This is a genomic window from Pseudomonas sp. HLMP (genome assembly GCF_046365545.1).
In the GTDB taxonomy this organism is placed as follows: domain Bacteria; phylum Pseudomonadota; class Gammaproteobacteria; order Pseudomonadales; family Pseudomonadaceae; genus Aquipseudomonas; species Aquipseudomonas guariconensis_B.
On record NZ_JBDLLR010000001.1, the window covers coordinates 909139 to 926998 of the forward strand.

16 protein-coding genes are annotated in these 17860 nt (G+C 65.6%); 9 read left to right on the plus strand and 7 right to left on the minus strand.

What is annotated here, in order from left to right; translation table 11 throughout:
* Positions 1-59 precede the first annotated feature (59 nt).
* The 4 genes from fmt to ABFA30_RS04415 are packed head-to-tail and all read left to right on the plus strand — an operon-like array spanning position 60 to position 4027.
* Positions 60-992, plus strand: a complete 933-nt coding sequence (gene fmt, locus ABFA30_RS04400) for a methionyl-tRNA formyltransferase (RefSeq protein ID WP_253080747.1) — start codon at positions 60-62, stop codon at positions 990-992.
* Positions 989-2299: a 16S rRNA (cytosine(967)-C(5))-methyltransferase RsmB gene (rsmB, locus tag ABFA30_RS04405; protein ID WP_253091323.1), complete on the plus strand. Its 1311-nt coding sequence runs from the start codon at positions 989-991 to the stop codon at positions 2297-2299. The genes fmt and rsmB overlap by 4 nt, the downstream gene beginning before the upstream one ends.
* A 25-nt stretch (positions 2300-2324) precedes the next feature.
* Positions 2325-3698 (plus strand): Trk system potassium transporter TrkA, encoded by a 1374-nt coding sequence (trkA, locus tag ABFA30_RS04410; protein ID WP_225789937.1) that lies wholly within the window; start codon positions 2325-2327, stop codon positions 3696-3698.
* Between the two features lie 11 nt (positions 3699-3709).
* A complete protein-coding gene (locus tag ABFA30_RS04415) occupies positions 3710-4027 on the plus strand; it encodes a tetratricopeptide repeat protein (protein ID WP_225789936.1) in 318 nt (105 codons plus the stop codon).
* A gap of 274 nt (positions 4028-4301) precedes the next feature.
* Here the strand turns inward: ABFA30_RS04415 and ABFA30_RS04420 are convergent, their stop codons facing one another.
* Entirely contained in the window at positions 4302-5189 is an 888-nt protein-coding gene (locus ABFA30_RS04420) for a lysophospholipid acyltransferase (protein WP_225789935.1), read from the minus strand.
* Between the two features lie 41 nt (positions 5190-5230).
* Complete coding sequence (locus ABFA30_RS04425) at positions 5231-5782, minus strand: DNA-3-methyladenine glycosylase I (RefSeq protein ID WP_225789934.1); 552 nt, start codon at positions 5780-5782, stop codon at positions 5231-5233.
* A gap of 83 nt (positions 5783-5865) precedes the next feature.
* Between ABFA30_RS04425 and glyQ the strand changes: the two genes are divergently transcribed.
* Genes glyQ through ABFA30_RS04445 form a run of 4 tightly spaced genes read left to right on the plus strand, consistent with a single transcriptional unit; the run spans position 5866 to position 10213 of the window.
* Entirely contained in the window at positions 5866-6813 is a 948-nt protein-coding gene (gene glyQ / locus ABFA30_RS04430) for a glycine--tRNA ligase subunit alpha (RefSeq protein WP_225789933.1), read from the plus strand.
* Positions 6810-8864, plus strand: coding sequence for a glycine--tRNA ligase subunit beta (glyS, locus tag ABFA30_RS04435; RefSeq protein WP_225789932.1), 2055 nt, complete (start codon positions 6810-6812; stop codon positions 8862-8864). Before glyQ ends, glyS begins: the two co-directional genes overlap by 4 nt.
* Before the next feature lie 4 nt (positions 8865-8868).
* A complete protein-coding gene (gene gmhB, locus ABFA30_RS04440) occupies positions 8869-9399 on the plus strand; it encodes a D-glycero-beta-D-manno-heptose 1,7-bisphosphate 7-phosphatase (protein ID WP_225789931.1) in 531 nt (176 codons plus the stop codon).
* A gap of 43 nt (positions 9400-9442) precedes the next feature.
* On the plus strand, positions 9443-10213 hold the full coding sequence (locus ABFA30_RS04445; RefSeq protein WP_225789930.1) for a lysophospholipid acyltransferase family protein: 771 nt from the start codon (positions 9443-9445) through the stop codon (positions 10211-10213).
* 179 nt (positions 10214-10392) lie between these two features.
* Here ABFA30_RS04445 and ABFA30_RS04450 read toward each other — a convergent pair whose 3' ends face one another.
* Together ABFA30_RS04450 and ABFA30_RS04455 are read right to left on the minus strand one after the other, a co-directional pair.
* The gene (locus ABFA30_RS04450) at positions 10393-12012 is read right to left on the minus strand and encodes an MFS transporter (RefSeq protein ID WP_225789929.1); all 1620 of its coding nucleotides are present in this window, start codon (positions 12010-12012) and stop codon (positions 10393-10395) included.
* 96 nt (positions 12013-12108) lie between these two features.
* Positions 12109-13758, minus strand: coding sequence for a GMC family oxidoreductase (locus ABFA30_RS04455; protein ID WP_410045181.1), 1650 nt, complete (start codon positions 13756-13758; stop codon positions 12109-12111).
* 171 nt (positions 13759-13929) lie between these two features.
* Here ABFA30_RS04455 and ABFA30_RS04460 point away from each other — a divergent pair, with 171 nt between their 5' ends.
* The gene (locus tag ABFA30_RS04460; RefSeq protein WP_225789927.1) at positions 13930-14817 is read left to right on the plus strand and encodes a LysR family transcriptional regulator; all 888 of its coding nucleotides are present in this window, start codon (positions 13930-13932) and stop codon (positions 14815-14817) included.
* On the opposite strand, the gene ABFA30_RS04465 is transcribed toward ABFA30_RS04460, so the two are convergent.
* Genes ABFA30_RS04465 through ABFA30_RS04475 form a run of 3 tightly spaced genes read right to left on the minus strand, consistent with a single transcriptional unit; the run spans position 14806 to position 17827 of the window.
* On the minus strand, positions 14806-15624 hold the full coding sequence (locus tag ABFA30_RS04465) for a sulfite exporter TauE/SafE family protein (protein WP_225789926.1): 819 nt from the start codon (positions 15622-15624) through the stop codon (positions 14806-14808). The genes ABFA30_RS04460 and ABFA30_RS04465 overlap by 12 nt on opposite strands.
* Positions 15621-16901, minus strand: a complete 1281-nt coding sequence (locus ABFA30_RS04470) for an FAD/NAD(P)-binding oxidoreductase (RefSeq protein ID WP_368815809.1) — start codon at positions 16899-16901, stop codon at positions 15621-15623. The genes ABFA30_RS04465 and ABFA30_RS04470 overlap by 4 nt, the downstream gene beginning before the upstream one ends.
* Before the next feature lie 41 nt (positions 16902-16942).
* Positions 16943-17827, minus strand: a complete 885-nt coding sequence (locus ABFA30_RS04475; RefSeq protein ID WP_225789924.1) for an MBL fold metallo-hydrolase — start codon at positions 17825-17827, stop codon at positions 16943-16945.
* Positions 17828-17860 lie beyond the last annotated feature (33 nt).

A 17860-nucleotide genomic window follows, 5' to 3' on the forward strand; every position in this document is an offset into this window, starting at 1 on the left:
CCACCCCTTCCAGAAGGCTTGCCACGGCAAGCCTTTTTCTTTTTTGAAGCGAGAACTCCATGCGCATCGTCTTCGCAGGCACACCAGAGTTTGCCGCCGAACACCTCAAGGCCTTGCTCGACAGCCCCTATGACGTGGTGGCCGTCTACACTCAGCCGGACCGCCCGGCCGGGCGTGGCCAGAAGCTCATGCCCAGCCCGGTCAAGCAACTGGCCATGGCCCACGACATCCCGGTGTTCCAGCCGCCGACCCTGCGCAACGCCGAGGCCCAGGCAGAGCTCGCCGCGCTCGCCCCAGACCTGATGGTGGTGGTCGCCTATGGCCTGATCCTGCCCCAGGCGGTGCTCGATATCCCGCGCCTGGGCTGCATCAACAGCCACGCCTCCTTGCTGCCGCGCTGGCGCGGCGCGGCGCCGATCCAGCGCGCCGTGGAAGCGGGCGACGCCGAGAGCGGCGTCACCGTGATGCGCATGGAGGCCGGCCTGGACACAGGCCCGATGCTGCTCAAGGTGGTCACCCCCATCGGCGCCGAGGACACCGGCGGCAGCCTGCACGACCGCCTCGCCGAGATGGGCCCACCCGCCGTGGTGCAGGCCATCGCCGGCCTTGCCGATGGCAGCCTGCAAGGCGAGGTGCAGGACGATGCCCTGGCCACCTATGCACACAAGCTGAACAAGGACGAGGCGCGCATCGACTGGAGCCGCCCAGCTGTCGAGCTGGAACGTCTGATCCGTGCCTTCAACCCGTGGCCGGTGTGCCACAGCACCCTCGACGGGGAAAGCGTGAAGGTCCTGGCCGCGACCTTGTCCACAGGCACGGGCACCCCCGGCGAGATCCTCAGCGCCAGCAAGGATGGCCTGGTGGTCGCCTGCGGCGAGCAGGCGCTGTGCCTGACCCGCCTGCAACTGCCCGGCGGCAAGGCCCTGGGCTTTAGCGACCTGTTCAACAGCCGCCGCGAGAAGTTCGCCAGCCACAAGGTACTCGGCCAATGAACCCACGCCTGGCCGCCGCCCGCGCCCTGGCCGCCGTGCTCAGTGGCAAGGCCTCGCTGAACAGCTCGTTGCCGGCGCAGTTGGACAAGGTCGAGGACCGTGACCGGGGCCTGGTCCAGGACCTGGCCTTCGGCACCGCCCGCTGGCAACCACGCCTGGAGCTGCTGGCCGCGCAGTTGCTGCAAAAGCCCTTCAAGGCCGCCGACAGCGATGTGCAGGCGTTGCTGCTGGTCGGCCTGTACCAGCTGTTCTATACGCGCATCCCGGCCCACGCCGCCATCGGCGAGACCGTCGGCTGCGCCGACAAACTGAAGAAGCCTTGGGCCAAGGGCTTGCTCAATGCCGTGCTGCGCCGCGCCCAGCGCGAAGGCGAGGGCATCCTCGCGGGCATGGCGCGCGACCCAGTGGTACGCACCGCTCACCCACGCTGGCTGCAGAAGTCGCTCAAGGCCTTCTGGCCCGAGCAGTGGGAGGCCATCTGCGCCGCCAACAATGCCCATCCGCCGATGATCCTGCGGGTCAACCGTCGCCACCACAGCCGCGACGCCTACCTGGCCCTGCTGGCCGAGGCCGGTATCGCCGCCAGCCCCTGCCGGTACAGCCGCGACGGTATCCTGCTGGCCGAGGCCTGCGACGTACGCGGCCTGCCGGGTTTCGCCGAAGGCTGGGTCAGCGTGCAGGATGAAGCCGCGCAACTGGCCGCCGACCTGCTGGAGCTGGCACCCGGGCAGCGCGTGCTGGATGCCTGCTGCGCACCGGGTGGCAAGACCTGCCACCTGCTCGAAGCCGAGGCCGGCCTGGGCGAGGTCGTGGCCATCGACCTGGAAGAGAAGCGCCTGGCGCGGGTCCGCGAGAACCTCGAGCGCCTGGGCCTCGACGCCCGGCTGATCGCCTGCGATGCCCGCGACACAGCCAGTTGGTGGGACGGCAAGCCGTTCCAGCGCATCCTGCTGGACGCTCCGTGCTCGGCCACCGGCGTGATCCGCCGCCACCCGGACATCAAGCTGACCCGCCAGGCCGACGACATTCCGGCCCTGGCCGCCCTGCAAGGCGAGCTGCTCGATGCCCTGTGGCCGACCCTGGAAGTCGGTGGCATGCTGCTCTATGCGACCTGCTCGAGCCTGCCGACGGAAAACACCGACGTGATCGACGCCTTCCTCGCCCGCACCCCAGGCGCCCGCGAGCTGGACCTGGCGACCGAGGCTGGCCTGCGCCAACCCCATGGTCGCCAGTTGCTGGCCCAGGAAGGCGGCCACGACGGCTTCTACTATGCCAAGCTGATCAAGATCGCCGCCTCGCGCGGATAAGCAAGCACAAGGACCAGGACTCGCGATGAAGATCATCATCCTCGGCGCAGGGCAGGTAGGCGGTACGCTGGCAGAACACCTGGCCAGCGAAGCCAACGACATCACCGTGGTCGACACCGACGGCGACCGCCTGCGCGACCTCGGCGACCGCCTCGACATCCGCACCGTGCAGGGCCGTGGCTCGCTGCCCACGGTGCTGCGCCAGGCCGGTGCCGACGATGCCGACATGCTGGTGGCGGTGACCAACAGCGACGAGACCAACATGGTGGCCTGCCAGGTCGCCTACACGTTGTTCCACACCCCGACCAAGATCGCCCGGGTGCGTGAATCCGCCTACCTGACGCGCGCCGAGCTGTTCGACAACGAAGCCATCCCGGTGGACGTGCTGATCAGCCCCGAGCAGGTGGTGACCAACTACATCAAGCGCCTGATCGAGCACCCCGGTGCCCTGCAGGTGATCGACTTCGCCGAGGGCAAGGCCCAGCTGGTGGCGGTCAAGGCCTACTACGGTGGCCCCCTGGTGGGCCAGCAACTGCGCCAGATCCGCGCCCACATGCCGAGCATCGATACCCGCGTGGCGGCGATCTTCCGCCGCGACCGGCCGATCAAGCCCCATGGCGACACGGTGATCGAGGCCGACGACGAAGTCTTCTTCATCGCCGCCAGGGGCCACATCCGCGCGGTGATGGGCGAGCTGCGCCGTATCGACGAAACCAACAAGCGCGTGGTCATCGCCGGTGGCGGGCAGATCGGCGAACGCCTGGCCGAGGCCATCGAGAGCCGCTACCAGGTGAAGATCATCGAGATGAGCCCGGCGCGTTGCCGCCACCTCTCCGACACCCTGGAAAGCACCGTGGTCCTGCAGGGCAGCGCCTCGGACAAGGACCTGATGCTCGAGGAGAACATCTCCGACGCCGACGTGTTCCTGGCCCTGACCAACGACGACGAGGCCAACATCATGTCCTCGCTGCTGGCCAAGCGCCTGGGTGCACGCAAGGTGATGACGCTGATCAACAACCCGGCCTATGTCGACCTGGTCCAGGGCGGCGACATCGATATCGCCATCAGCCCGCAGTTGGCCACCATCGGCACCCTGCTGGCCCACGTGCGCCGTGGCGACATCGTCAGCGTGCATTCCCTGCGCCGTGGTGCGGCCGAGGCCATCGAAGCGGTGGCCCATGGCGACTCGAAGTCGAGCAAGGTGATCGGCAAGGCCATCGAGGACATCGCCCTGCCGCCAGGCACCACCATCGGCGCGATCATCCGCGACGAGGAAGTGCTGATCGCCCACGACGACACGGTGATCGAGGCGGGCGACCATGTGATCCTGTTCGTTGTGGATAAGAAGCATATCCGTGACGTGGAGAAGCTGTTCCACGTGGGGCTGAGTTTCTTCTAGGAGGAAGCAGCATGCGCGAATCACTGGAGAAGATGCTGGCCAAGGGTGTGGACAACGCCCTGCTGCGATTCGGCCTGGGCAAGGCCTGGCTCGACGAAGGCAACGGTGCCGAGGCGGCCGTGCACCTGGCGCGTTGCGTCGAGCATGATCCGAAGTATTCGGCGGCATGGAAGCTGCTGGGCAAGGCGTACCAGCTGCAGGGCGACCTGGCGGCGGCGCGCAAGGCCTGGGAGGAGGGGATCGTGGCGGCGCAGGGCCATGGCGACAAGCAGGCCGAGCGGGAGATGATGGTGTATCTCAAGAGGCTGGATAAAGCGTCGAAGCCCTGAAAAACCTTGCAGGGCGCCGTGCCGCTTCAGAACGTTCAGTTGCCTTTGGGGCCGCTTCGCGCCCCATCGCCGGCAAGCCGGCTCCCACAGGGGTGGCCAGTGCTGCGCGCAAATCATGTGGCATGCAGAGGACGCTGTGGGAGATTACCCAACCTTTGGGCTGCGCTGTCACGCAGAGAACTGATAGTGGCTTTACGCGGCCCCTGTGGGAGCCGGCTTGCCGGCGATGGGCTGCAAAGCAGCCCCAAATGGCAGGCATCGGGCCCAGCGCCACTCAGTACCAGCGCGCCTCGCCCGCCGGGCGCTTCTTGAAGCGTTTCATGCTCCACATATACTGGCTCGGGTACTCGCGCACATAGCGTTCGACCACCTTGCTCATGGCCGCCGCCGACACCGTCACGTCCTCGCTGTACATCTCCTGCGGCGCCGCCTCCAGGAACACCTTGAACCCCGACCCATCGGGCAGGCGCAGGGCATGCAGGAATACCCCCACGGCCTTGCCGCCGGCCAGCATGTTCGGCACGAACTTGCTGGTCAGGGCCTGGGTGCCGAGGAACGGCACGAACACCCCGGCGGACTCGGCCGGCTCCGGGTCGGCGGGAATGCCCACCTGGCCGCCACGGCGCACTTCCTTGATCACGCTGAGGATGCCTTCCTTGGTCGAAGGCGCCACCCGGTTGCCCATCTGCACCCGCTGCTCACGCAGCAGGTCGTCCACCGCCTTCAACTTGGGCGGTCGGTAGAAGATGATCGGCTTGCACTGGCTGCAATAGAAGTGGTTCAGCACCTCCCAGTTGCCCAGGTGGCTGGTGATGCCGACCACGCCCTTGCCCGAGGCCAGGGCCTGCTCCAGCACTTCCAGGCCGTGCACCTCCTTGACCAGCTCCAGCGAACGCTGCGGTGGCCAGATCCAGGCACAGGCGCTCTCGACGAAGGACTTGCCGATGTCCATCAGCGCACGGCCGACGAGCTTCTCGCGTTCGGCCGGGTCCATCTCCGGGAAGCACTTGGCCAGGTTGATGCGCACCACGTTGCGCGAGCCGTTGGGGACCTTCCACATGAGCCAGCCGATACCCGCGCCGACGCGCTGTACCGCGCTCCAGGGCAGCTTGGCGAACAGTCGCAGCACCCCGACCATCAGGGCGCCCTTGAATTTTTCCACAGGCCGATTCCTTATTTCTGCAAGGCGCGCATTGTAACCTTTCAGCGCAGCAGGGCGGCGTAGCGATCGCAGTCGGTGGTGTGGTCCATGACCATGCCGGTGGCCTGCATGAAGGCGTAGCAGATGGTCGGGCCGACAAAGGTGAAACCGGCTTTCTGCAGGGCCTTGCTCATGGCCCTGGCCTCGTCGGTGACCGCCGGCACTTCGCTACGGTCCTTGAAATGGTTGACCTTCGGCACACCGCCGACGAACGACCACAGCCATTCGCCAGGGTTATCCACAGCCAGCCAGGCCCGGGCATTGCGCCGGGCGGCGTTGAGCTTGAGGCGGTTGCGGATGATGCCGGGGTCGAGCATCAGTGCGTCGATCCGTTCGTCGCTCATCTGCGCAAGCTGCACCGGGTCGAAGCCGTGCAGCACTTGCCGGTAGCGCTCGCGCTTCTTCAATACGGTGATCCAGGAGAGCCCGGCCTGGAACCCTTCGAGCAAAAGCATCTCGAAGAGCAACGCCGGGTCACGCTGCGGCGTTCCCCACTCCTGGTCGTGATAGGCCTGGTACAACGGATCGTCGGTACACCAAAAGCAGCGTGGCATAAGGCTCCAATGAGTAGAGGGCGAGGCGAATCAGGTTATACTCCCGCTCTTTACATCCGCATCCCCAGATACAGGTGAATTTCGTGAGCCAGCCTACGCCAGCCGTGCGTACCTTCCAAGACCTGATCCTCGCCCTGCAGCAGTACTGGGCGGAGCAAGGTTGTGTGGTGCTTCAGCCCTACGATATGGAAGTAGGCGCCGGCACATTCCATACCGCTACCTTCCTGCGCGCCGTCGGCCCGGAAACCTGGAACGCCGCCTATGTGCAGCCCAGCCGTCGTCCAGGCGACGGGCGGTATGGCGAAAACCCCAACCGCCTGCAGCACTACTACCAGTTCCAGGTGGTGCTCAAGCCGAACCCGGCCAACTTCCAGGAGCTGTACCTGGGCTCGCTGAAGGCGATCGGCCTGGATCCGCTGGTCCACGACATCCGCTTCGTCGAAGACAACTGGGAATCGCCGACCCTCGGTGCCTGGGGCCTGGGTTGGGAAATCTGGCTCAACGGCATGGAAGTCACCCAGTTCACCTACTTCCAGCAGGTCGGCGGCATCGAGTGCTACCCGGTCACCGGTGAGATCACCTATGGCCTGGAGCGCCTGGCCATGTACATCCAGGGCGTCGACTCGGTGTACGACCTGGTCTGGGCCGATGGCCCGTTCGGCAAGGTCACCTATGGCGATGTGTTCCACCAGAACGAGGTGGAGCAGTCGACCTACAACTTCGAGCACGCCAACGTCGACAAGCTGTTCGAACTGTTCGACTTCTACGAAAGCGAAGCCAACCGCCTGATCAAGCTGGAACTGCCGCTGCCGACCTACGAAATGGTCCTGAAGGCTTCCCATACCTTCAACCTGCTCGACGCCCGCCGCGCCATCTCGGTGACCGAGCGTCAGCGCTACATCCTGCGCGTGCGTACCCTGGCCCGGGACGTGGCGCAAAGCTATCTGCAAGCCCGTGCGCGCCTGGGCTTCCCGATGGCCACCCCTGAACTGCGTGACGAAGTGTTGGCTAAGCTGGAGGCTGCACAATGAGTGCTCAAGATTTTCTGGTCGAACTGGGCACCGAAGAGCTGCCACCCAAGGCCCTCGCCAGCCTGGGCGACGCCTTCCTGGCCGGTATCGAGAAAGGCCTGCAGGCCGCTGGCCTGAACTACACCGGCAAGCAGGTCTATGCCGCCCCGCGTCGCCTGGCCGTGCTGATCCGCCAACTGGACGTGCAGCAGCCTGACCGCAGCATCAATATCGACGGCCCGCCCCGCCAGGCCGCCTTCGACGCCGAGGGCAACCCGACCCAGGCCGCCCTGGGCTTCGCCAAGAAGTGCGGCGTCGACCTCGCCGAGATCGACCAGAGCGGCGCCAAGCTGCGCTTCTCCCAGCACATCCCGGGCAAGCCGACCACCAGCTTGTTGCCGACCATCGTCGAGGATTCGCTCAACGACCTGCCGATCCCCAAGCGCATGCGCTGGGGCGCCAGCCGCGAAGAGTTCGTGCGCCCGACCCAGTGGCTGGTGATGCTGCTCGGTGACCAGGTGGTCGACTGCACCCTCCTCGCCCAGCAGGCCGGTCGCGAGTCCCGTGGCCACCGTTTCCACCACCCGCAGAATGTGGTCATCACCACCCCGGCCAACTACGTCGAGGACCTGCGCAAGGCCTACGTGCTGGCCGATTTCGCCGAGCGCCGCGAACTGATCGCCAAGCGTGTCGCCGAGCTGGCCCTGCAGCAGGAAGGCAGCGCCATCGTGCCGCCGGCGCTGCTGGACGAAGTGACCGCCCTGGTCGAGTGGCCGGTGCCGCTGGTCTGCTCGTTCGAGGAGCGTTTCCTCGAGGTGCCGCAGGAAGCGCTGATCACCACCATGCAGGACAACCAGAAGTACTTCTGCCTGCTGGACAGCGAAGGCAAGCTGCTGCCGCGCTTCATCACCGTGGCCAACGTCGAGAGCCACGATCCGAAGCAGATCGTGCTGGGCAACGAGAAGGTCGTGCGTCCGCGCCTGACCGACGCCGAGTTCTTCTTCAAGCAAGACAAGAAGCAGCCGCTGGAAACCTTCAACGAGCGCCTGAAGAACGTGGTGTTCCAGGCCCAGTTGGGCACGGTCTACGACAAGGCCGAGCGTGTTTCCAAGCTGGCCGCGTTCATCGCCCCGCGCATCGGCGGCGATGCCCAGCGTGCTGGCCGCGCGGGCTTGCTGTCCAAGTGCGACCTGGCCACCGAGATGGTCGGCGAATTCCCTGAAATGCAGGGGATCGCCGGCTACTACTACGCCCTCAACGATGGCGAGCCGGAAGACGTCGCCCTGGCCCTGAACGAGCAGTACATGCCGCGCGGTGCCGGCGCCGAGCTGCCACAGACCCTGACCGGCGCCGCCGTGGCGGTGGCCGACAAGCTCGACACCCTGGTCGGCATCTTCGGCATCGGCATGCTGCCCACCGGCAGCAAGGACCCGTACGCCCTGCGCCGTGCCGCCCTGGGCGTGCTGCGCATCCTGATCGAGAAGCAGCTGGACCTGGACCTGACCGAAGCCGTGGACTTCGCCGTCGCCCAGTACGGCGCCAAGGTCAAGGCCGCTGGCCTTTCCGAGCAGGTGCTGGAGTTCGTCTTCGACCGCCTGCGTGCGCGTTACGAGGACGAAGGCATCGATGTCGCCACCTACCTCGCGGTACGGGCCCTCAAGCCAGGTTCGGCGCTCGACTTCGACCAACGTGTGCAGGCTGTGCAGGCGTTCCGCAAGCTGCCGGAGGCCGAGGCCCTGGCAGCGGTGAACAAGCGCGTGTCGAACCTGCTGGGCAAGGCCGAAGGCGCCATCGCCGAACAGGTCGAGCCGAAGTACTTCGACAATGCCAACGAGTTCTCCTTGTACTCGGCGATCCAGCAGGCCGACCAGGCCGTGCAGCCCATGGCTGCGGCGCGCCAGTACAGCGAGACCCTGGCTCGCCTGGCAGCCCTGCGCGACCCGGTCGACGCCTTCTTCGAGGCGGTGATGGTCAACGCCGAGGACGCCAAGGTGCGCGCCAACCGTTATGCCCTGCTCAGCCGCCTGCGCGGCCTGTTCCTGGGCGTGGCCGACATCTCGCTGCTGGGGTAAGGCCTTGAAGCTGCTGATTCTTGATCGGGACGGAGTGATCAACTTCGACTCCGACGCCTACATCAAGTCGCTGGAGGAGTGGATCCCCATCCCCGGCTCGATCGAGGCCATCGCGCAGTTGAGCAAGGCGGGCTGGACGGTGGCCGTGGCCACCAACCAGTCCGGCATTGCCCGCGGCTACTACCCGCTGGAAACCCTCGAGGCCATGCATGCGCGCCTGCGCGCGCTGGTGGCCGAGCAGGGCGGCGAGGTGGGCTACATCGTGCATTGCCCGCACGGGCCGGATGATGGCTGCGATTGCCGCAAGCCCAAGCCCGGCATGCTGCGGGCGATCGCCGAGCACTACCAGGCCGACCTCTCCGGCGTCTGGTTCGTCGGCGACAGCCAAGGTGACCTGGAGGCCGCCCTGGCCGTCGGTGCACAACCGGTGCTGGTGAAGACCGGCAAGGGTGAACGGACGCTGGAAAAAGGCGTCCCCCAAGCCACACTGGTTTTTGATGATTTGGCGGCCATCGCCAGAGAACTTACTCGATAGTGCGCCGCCTGGCGCACTTTTTCATAAGGCGGTACATGCCACTATGTCGATCCTGCAGGCGATCAGAGTCTTTCTTTTTTACCTGCTGCTGGGCACCAGTTCGTTGCTGTGGTGCACCCTGAGCTTCTTTGTCGCGCCCTTCTTGCCGTTCCGTAAACGCTACCGCTTCATCAACGTCTACTGGTGCCGTTTCGCCGTTGGGCTGGCGTGGGTCGTGCTGGGGATCCGCTACAAGATCACCGGCGCCGAGAACGTGCCGAAAGAGCCCTGCGTGATCCTCTCCAACCACCAGAGCACCTGGGAGACGTTCTTCCTCTCGGCCTACTTCGAGCCCTTGAGCCAGGTGCTCAAGCGCGAGCTGCTCTATGTACCGTTCTTCGGCTGGGCCATGGCCATGCTGCGGCCCATCGCCATCGACCGGAACAACCCGAAAGAGGCCTTGCGCCACGTCGCCAGCAAAGGCGACGAACTGCTCAAGCAGGGCGTGTGGGTGCTGATCTTCCCCGAGGGTACCCGCGTGCCCCATGGCCAGGTCGGCAAGTTCTCCCGCGGCGGTACCGCCCTGGCGGTGAACGCCGGGCTACCGGTGCTGCCAGTGGCGCATAACGCCGGCAAGTTCTGGCCACGTGATGGCTGGGGCAAGCGCCCGGGTACCATCGAGGTGGTGATTGGCGAACCGATGTATCCGGTAGGTACCGGCCCACGGGCGATTGCCGAACTCAACGAGCGTGCCCAGGCCTGGAACGAAGCGGCCCAGCGGGCCATGGGTTCGCTGCCGCCGGTGGCGGAAAATCCGGCGCAGCAGAGTGCCTGACGATCTGTGGATAACTTGTGAGCAATTTTTGGATTAGCGGTGTAGAAAATAATGCAACTCGTTGAATTCATTACTTATTTCAACGAGCGTCATTTTTCTGGAAATCGTGCATAAGTTTTTTCGCAGGCATAAGAAAACCGGCTTTTACAGCCGGTTTTTTTAGGGGCCGCTATTGGCCATCAGACCTTGTCGATATCCACATCCCGAGTCTCCTTCAGGCAGAAGATCCCCACCACCAGGCTCACCCCGGTGATCAGCACCGGATACCAAAGCCCGTAGAAGATATCCCCGGTATACACCACCAGCGCGAACGACACGGTCGGCAGGAAGCCCCCGAACCAGCCATTGCCGATGTGGTAGGGCAGTGACATGGAGGTGTAGCGGATGCGGGTCGGGAACAGTTCGACCATCACCGCCGCCAACGGCCCGTAGGTCATGGTGGCAATGAGGATCATGGCCACGATCAGCACCACCACCATCACCTGGTTGACCTGTTCCGGATCCGCCGTGGCCGGGTAGCCAGCCAGGTCGATGGCCGCGCGCATGGCTGCCTCGTCGAAGCCGGTGATGGTCTTGTCGCCGATGCTCACCACCACGTCGGACCCGGTGGCATCCACCGAGCTGTAGGGCAGGCCCTGCTTGACCAGGAAGGTCTTGACCTTGTCGCAAGGGCTGTCGAAGCGCGCCTTGCCGACCGGGTCGAACTGGAAGGTGCAGCCCTGCGGATCGGCCGTGACGACGATGGGGGCCTGGCGGCTGGCGGCATCGATCTGCGGGTTGGCGTAATAGCTCAGGCCCTTGAACAGTGGGAAGTAGGCCAGCGTGGCCAGGAGCAGGCCAAGCATCAGGATCGGCTTGCGCCCGACCCGGTCCGACAACCAGCCGAAGAACACGAAGAACGGTGCCCCGATCACCACGCTGATGATCAGCAGCGTGTTGGCCTGGGCCGGGTCCATCTTGAGCATCTGGGTCATGAAGAACAGCACGTAGAACTGTGCCGTGTAGAAGGTCACGGCCTGGCCGGCGTTGATGCTGAACAGCGCGGTCAGCACCACCTTGAGGTTCGGCCAGGAGGTGAACGACTCACGGATCGGCGACTTGCTCACCTTGCCCTGGGCTTTCATTTTCACGAAGGCTGGGGACTCGTGCATGCTCATGCGGATCCAGGTGGAAATCCCCAGCAGCACGATCGACAGCAGGAACGGCAGCCGCCAGCCCCAGGTTTCGAACTGGTCGCCGCTGATATAACGGCTGCCCAGCACCACGACCAGCGACAGCAGCAGGCCGAGGGTGGCGGTGGACTGGATGAACCCGGTATGGAAACCGCGCTTGCCGGGCGGCGCATGTTCGGCCACGTAGGTCGCCGCGCCACCGTATTCACCGCCCAGGGCCAGGCCCTGGAGCATGCGCAGCACCACCAGGATGATCGGTGCGGCGATGCCGATGCTGGCGTAGGTGGGCAGCAGGCCGACGGCGAAGGTCGACAGGCCCATCAGCACGATGGTCACCAGGAAGGTGTACTTGCGCCCGATCATGTCGCCCAGGCGGCCGAACACCAAGGCGCCGAAGGGCCGCACCAGGAAGCCGGCAGCGAAGGCCATGAGGGCGAAGATGAAGGCGGTGGTGTCGTTGACGCCGGCGAAGAACTGCTTGCTGATCACCGCGGCCAGCGCACCGTAGAGAAAAAAGTCATACCACTCGAACACCGTCCCGAGGGATGACGCGAAAATGATCTTGCGTTCCTCGCGTCGGCTGTCGCTGGTCGCCGCCGCGCCTTGCTCTTGGATGTAATCCGACATCGTTGCTGTCCTCGGCCCGCAGGCCACAGTGATTATTCTTGTTGTCCACTGTCAGCGGCCTCTGACCGCAAGCCGCCGGTGTTGCACGCACCCGGGTCAGGGCGTCGGTATCGCGTTTGCGTCGTTGAAGTTGATCTGGGTAGCAGCCCCCTTGAGGATCAGTTGCGCCGCCTTCTCGGCGATCATCAATGTGGGTGAACAGGTATTGCCGGAGACGATCTGCGGCATGATCGAGGCGTCGGCCACCCGCAGGCCAGGGACGCCATGAACGCGCAGCTGGCTGTCGACGACGTCCAGCGGGCCATTGCCCATGCGGCAGGTACCGACCGGGTGGAAGATGGTGGTGCCGATCCGGCCAGCGGCTTCGTGCAGTTGTTCTTCGGTGTGCAGGGCCGGGCCGGGCAGGTACTCGCGAGGCTCGAAGGCGGCCAGGGCAGGGGCCTGGACGATGCGCCGGGTGATACGGATGGCCTCGGCGGCCACGCGCAGGTCGTACGGGTCGCTCAGGTAGTTGGGATCGATCAGCGGCGCGGCGTTCATGTCTGCCGAACGGATGTCGATACGGCCCCGGCTGGCCGGGCGCAGGTTGCATACCGAGGCGGTGAACGCCGGGAAACGGTGCAAGGGTTCGCCGAAGCGCTCCAACGACAGCGGCTGCACGTGGTATTGCAGGTTGGGGGTGGCCTGCTCGGGCCCGGAGCGCACGAACGCGCCCAGCTGGCTCGGCGCCATGGCCAACGGGCCGCTGCGATCGTAGAGGTAGCGCAGGCCCATGCCCAGCTTGCCCCACAAGCTGTTAGCCATCTGGTTGAGGGTGCGGGTATTGCGCACCTCGTAGATCAGGCGCAATTGCAGGTGGTCCTGCAGGTTTCCGCCGACACCGGCCAGCTCGTGGCGCACACCGATGCCGAGGCCTTCGAGCAGCTTGCGCGGGCCGATGCCGGAACGTTGCAGGATCCCGGGGGAACCGACGGCGCCCGCGCAGAGGATGATCTCGCGGCGCGCCCTGAACTCATGCCAGGCGCTTTGCCAGCGCGCCTTGACCGCCGTGGCGCGGGTGTTGTCCAGCAGCACCTGGTCGACCTGCACGTCGGTCAGCACGGTGAGGTTGGGGCGCCGTTGCACCGGCCGCAGGAAGGCCTTGGCGGAGTTCCAGCGCACGCCGCTGCGCTGGTTGACCTGGAAGTAACTGCAGCCAGCGTTGTCGCCGGTATTGAAGTCGGGCACCTTGGCAATGCCGCTCTGTTCGGCGGCATCGCGGAAGGCATCGAGGATCGGCCAGCTGTAGCGCTGCTGTTCGACCCGCCATTCACCCTCGGCACCGTGGCTGTCGCTGGCGCCGGCGAAGTGGTGCTCGCTGGCCTTGAACAGCGGCAGCACGTCCTTCCAGGCCCAGCCCTCGTTGCCTTGCTCGGCCCAGCGATCATAGTCGGCAGCCTGGCCGCGCATGTAGATCATGCCGTTGATCGACGAGCAGCCTCCCAGCACCTTGCCCCGTGGATACCCCAGGCTGCGACCGCCCAGGCCGGGCTGCGCCTCGGTCTTGAAGCACCAGTCGGTGCGCGGGTTGCCGATGCAGTAGAGGTAACCGACGGGAATGTGGATCCAGGGATAGGTGTCGCGGCCACCGGCCTCGAGCAGCAGCACGCGGCAGGCAGGGTCGGCGGACAAGCGGTTGGCCAACAGGCAACCGGCAGGGCCAGCGCCTACGACCACGTAGTCGAAGACAGAATCGGCTGATGGCATGTGCAACCTCGCGCCTGATTTTTATTCTTGTCCCGGACCATCTTATTGATTAATTTCGCCGGGGAAACACGAGATTTCGCGCAGCCGCTGTGCGTTTTAGCACAGCGCTCACAGCCACGGCGCCGCTCCTGCAAAACGAAGCCGCACCGTCCGAAATGCACAGGGACAAGCATGTTCGACTGGAATGATCTGCGGTTTTTCCTCGAGTTACAGCGCAGTGGCCGCCTGCTCACTGCCGCCAAACGCCTCAACACCACCCACAGCACCGTGGCCCGGCACATCGAGAGCATCGAGAAGAGCCTGGGTACCGCCCTGTTCGTCCAGCACGCCCAGGGCTATGAACTCACCCCGTCCGGCCAGGCCTTGCTCAAGCATGCCGAGGCGATGGAGAACGTCGCCTTGCTGGCTCAGGAGGAAATCACCCAGGCCATCACGCCCCTGGGCAAGATCCGCCTGGGGGTCACCGAAGGCATCGGCATCATGTTCTTCACCCCACGCATGAGCGCGCTGTTCGAGCGCTACCCGGGGCTCGAGGTGGAGTTGGTGGCGGTGCCGCGCTTCGTCAGCATCCTCAACCGCGAGGCGGAAATCAGCATCCACCTGGAACGGCCCAGCGCCGATTTGCTCATCACCCGCAAGCTCACCGACTACCGCCTGGCCCTTTACGCCAGCCAGGAATACCTCGACCACGCTCCGCCCCTGCGCAACCGCGAGGACCTGGCCCGGCACAGCTGGATCGGCTACGTCGACGACCTGCTGTTCAGCCAGGAGCTGCTGTTTCTCAACAGTTTTTGCCGGGCCCCCAACGTAGCGTTTCGCAGCACCAGCGTGATCGCCCAGCAGCATGCCGCCCGCGCAGGCCTGGGCATCGCCGTGCTGCCCAACTACATGGCCCGGCACGACCCCACCTTGGTGCGGGTGCTGCCTAGCGAAACCATCCAGCGCAGCTACTGGATCTGCACCCGCCGCGAGCTGCACAAGTCGGTTCGCCTGCGGGTGGTCTGGGACTACCTGCTGGCCCTGTGCGCGGCGGAGCAGGCCGAGCTGCTAGCCGAGTAGCGCCTTGCCGGCCAGCAACACGGCGGCACCGATCCCTGCCAAGGCGAACAGTTGCTGCAGCCGCGGCCCGGCCAGTTTCGCCGCCAGCGGCCGCGCCAGCAGCAGGCCGAGCACCGCACCGACGGCGAACGGGGCACCCAGCCGCCAGTGCACCACGCCTGCCAGGCTGGCACTGGCCACGCTACCGGCAGACACCAGGGCGATCACCGCCAGCGAGGTGGCGACGATGCTCTTCATGTCCAGGTTGGTGTAGCGGTTCAACGCTGGGATGATGACGAAGCCGCCCCCCACGCCGAGCAGGCCGGACAGCAAGCCCGAGAGCACACCCGTGAAGGCCAGGGCGCGTGCGCAGGGCAGGGTCCAGCGCAGCCGTCCCTGCTGTGGGTTGAGCACGCAGGGCATGATCTGCCGCTCGCCACAGGGCGAATCGCCACGCATCTGGCGCCTGGCCTTGCGCCAGATGCGCAGACAGGCGTACACCAGCACTGCGGCGAACACCAGGGCCAGGGGCGTATTGGGCAAACGATGCGCCAGCATCAGCCCGAACGGTGCCGTGACGATGCCAATGGCGGCAATGAACAGCGCCGCCCGGTAGCGCACCAGGCCCTGGCGCAGGCCCAACCCGGCGCCGACCGCCGCCGCCAGGCCCACCGCCAGCAAGCCGATGGGCGCTGCCTCGACCATGCTCAGGCCCAGGCCGAACACCAGCAAGGGCACCGCCAGGATGCCGCCACCGGCACCGGTCAGCGCCAGCACCGCGCCAATGATCGCCCCCAGGCCTGCCCCGAGGAATTGATGTTCGATCACTGCACAGCCTCGGCCTTCATGGGTTGCGGCCGCGCCAGCCACTCCCGGCCCTTGAGCATGGCCTGCCAGTACAATGGCGGCAGTACTCGCGCCTTGAGCAGCCAGGCCAGGCGGGTCGGCTGGCGCCCATCGAGCAGCCAGCGAGGGAAGCTCGGCGCCACCTTGCCGCCATAGGTGAATTCGGCCAGGACGATCTTGCCGCGCTCGACGGTCAATGGGCAGGAGCCATAGCCATCGTACTGGGCCAAGGTCGGCAGACGGCCCAGGGCGACCAGGACATTGTTGGCCACGACCGGTGCCTGTTTGCGCGCTGCGGCGGCGGTCTTGGCATTGCTGGTGTTGGTCACGTCCCCCAGGGCGTGGATATTGGCGAACCGACGATGGCGCAGGCTGTGCGGATCGACATCGACCCAGCCCGCGGCATCGGCCAGCGGACTTTGCTGGATGAAATCCGGTGCCACCTGTGGCGGCACCACGTGGAGCATGTCGAAGGCCTCGACGTGGGTTTGCGTGCTGCCGTCGGGCAGGGTACGCACGAACGTGGCGCGCTTGCCGGGCCCGTCCACGGCCACCAGGCGATGGGCGTAGTTGAGGTCGACGCCGTACTTGTCGATGTAGGCCATCAGGGCCGGCACATAGTCGGCCACGCCGAACAGCACGGTGCCGGCATTGAAGAAACTCGCCTTGACCGCGCCCAGGTGGCCTTGGCGCAACCAATGGTCGCAAGACAGGTACAGGGCCTTCTGTGGCGCACCCGCGCACTTGATCGGCATCGGCGGCTGGGTGAACAGGGCTCGGCCTTGCTTGAGGTTGCTCACCAACTGCCAGGTGTAAGGCGCCAGATCGTATCGGTAGTTGGACGTGACGCCGTTGCGGCCCAGGGTTTCGTTCAAGCCCTCGATGGCGTTCCAATCGAGCTTGAGGCCGGGGCACACCACCAGCTGTTCGTAGCTGACGGCGCGACCATCTTCGAGGCGGACCGTTTGTCCGTGGGGGTCGAAACCTGCGACCCTCGCCTTGATCCAGCGTACGCCCCGCGGCATGGTCGAGGCCATGGTACGGGCGGTGGCCGGGGCCTGGAACACACCGGCACCGACCATGGTCCAGCCAGGCTGGTAGTAATGAACGTCGGCCGGGTCGATCAGCGCGATATCGAGGGACGGGTCACGGCTGACCAGGCTGGAGGCGGTGGCGATACCGGCGGCACCGGCACCGACGATGACCACCTTGTGGTGGTCGGTGCATGAGGCATCGGCAGGGGACTGCAAGGCAGGCATGGCGGTGTTTCCTTGAAATAGTCGTTATAGGGCCAAGGTGCTCAGAGCACATTCAGCGGGATCTTCAGATAGCGCACGCCGTTGTCTTCGGGCTCGGGCAACTGGCCGCTGCGCATGTTGACCTGCACCGACGGCAGGATCAGCACAGGCATGTCGAGGGTGGCATCGCGGGCTTCGCGCATGGTCACGAAGCTGTCCTCGCTGACGCCTTCGTGAATGTGGATATTGCTGGCGCGCTGCTCGGCCACGGTGGTGACGTAGCGCAGCTCACGCCCACCGGGCAGGTAGTCGTGGCACATGAACAGGCGGGTCTGGTCGGGGAACGCCAGCAGGCGCCGGATCGAGCGGTACAGGGTGCGCGCATCGGCCCCCGGGAAGTCGCAGCGGGCTGTGCCGTAGTCAGGCATGAACAGGGTGTCGCCGACGAACACAGCGATCTCGCCGCCATCCTCGACCACGTAGCTCATGCAGGCCGGGGTATGGCCGGGCGTATGCAAGGCACGGGCACGCAGGTTACCGATCAGGAAGACTTCCTCGTCTTCGAGCAGCACGTCGAACTGGCTGCCATCACGGGCAAAGCCCGGCTCGGCGTTGAACAGCGCGCCGAAGGTCTTCTGCACCTGGGTGATCCGCGCACCGATGGCCACATGGCCGCCGAGCTTGTCCTTGAGGTAGGCCGCGGCCGACAGGTGATCGGCGTGTACATGAGTCTCCAGGATCCACTGGACCTTGGCCCCCAGCGCCTCGACCCGAGCGATCAACCTGTCCGCCGACTCGCTGCAGGTGCGCCCGGACTTGGGGTCGTAGTCCAACACGCTGTCGATCAGCGCGCAGTGGCGCGTCTCGCCGTCCATCACCAGGTAACTGATGGTCGAGGTCACCTCGTCGAACAAGGCTTCCACATGAAGGTTGCTGCCGATGATCATTGCGCTCTCCAGGGTTTATCCACCGTGCCTTCA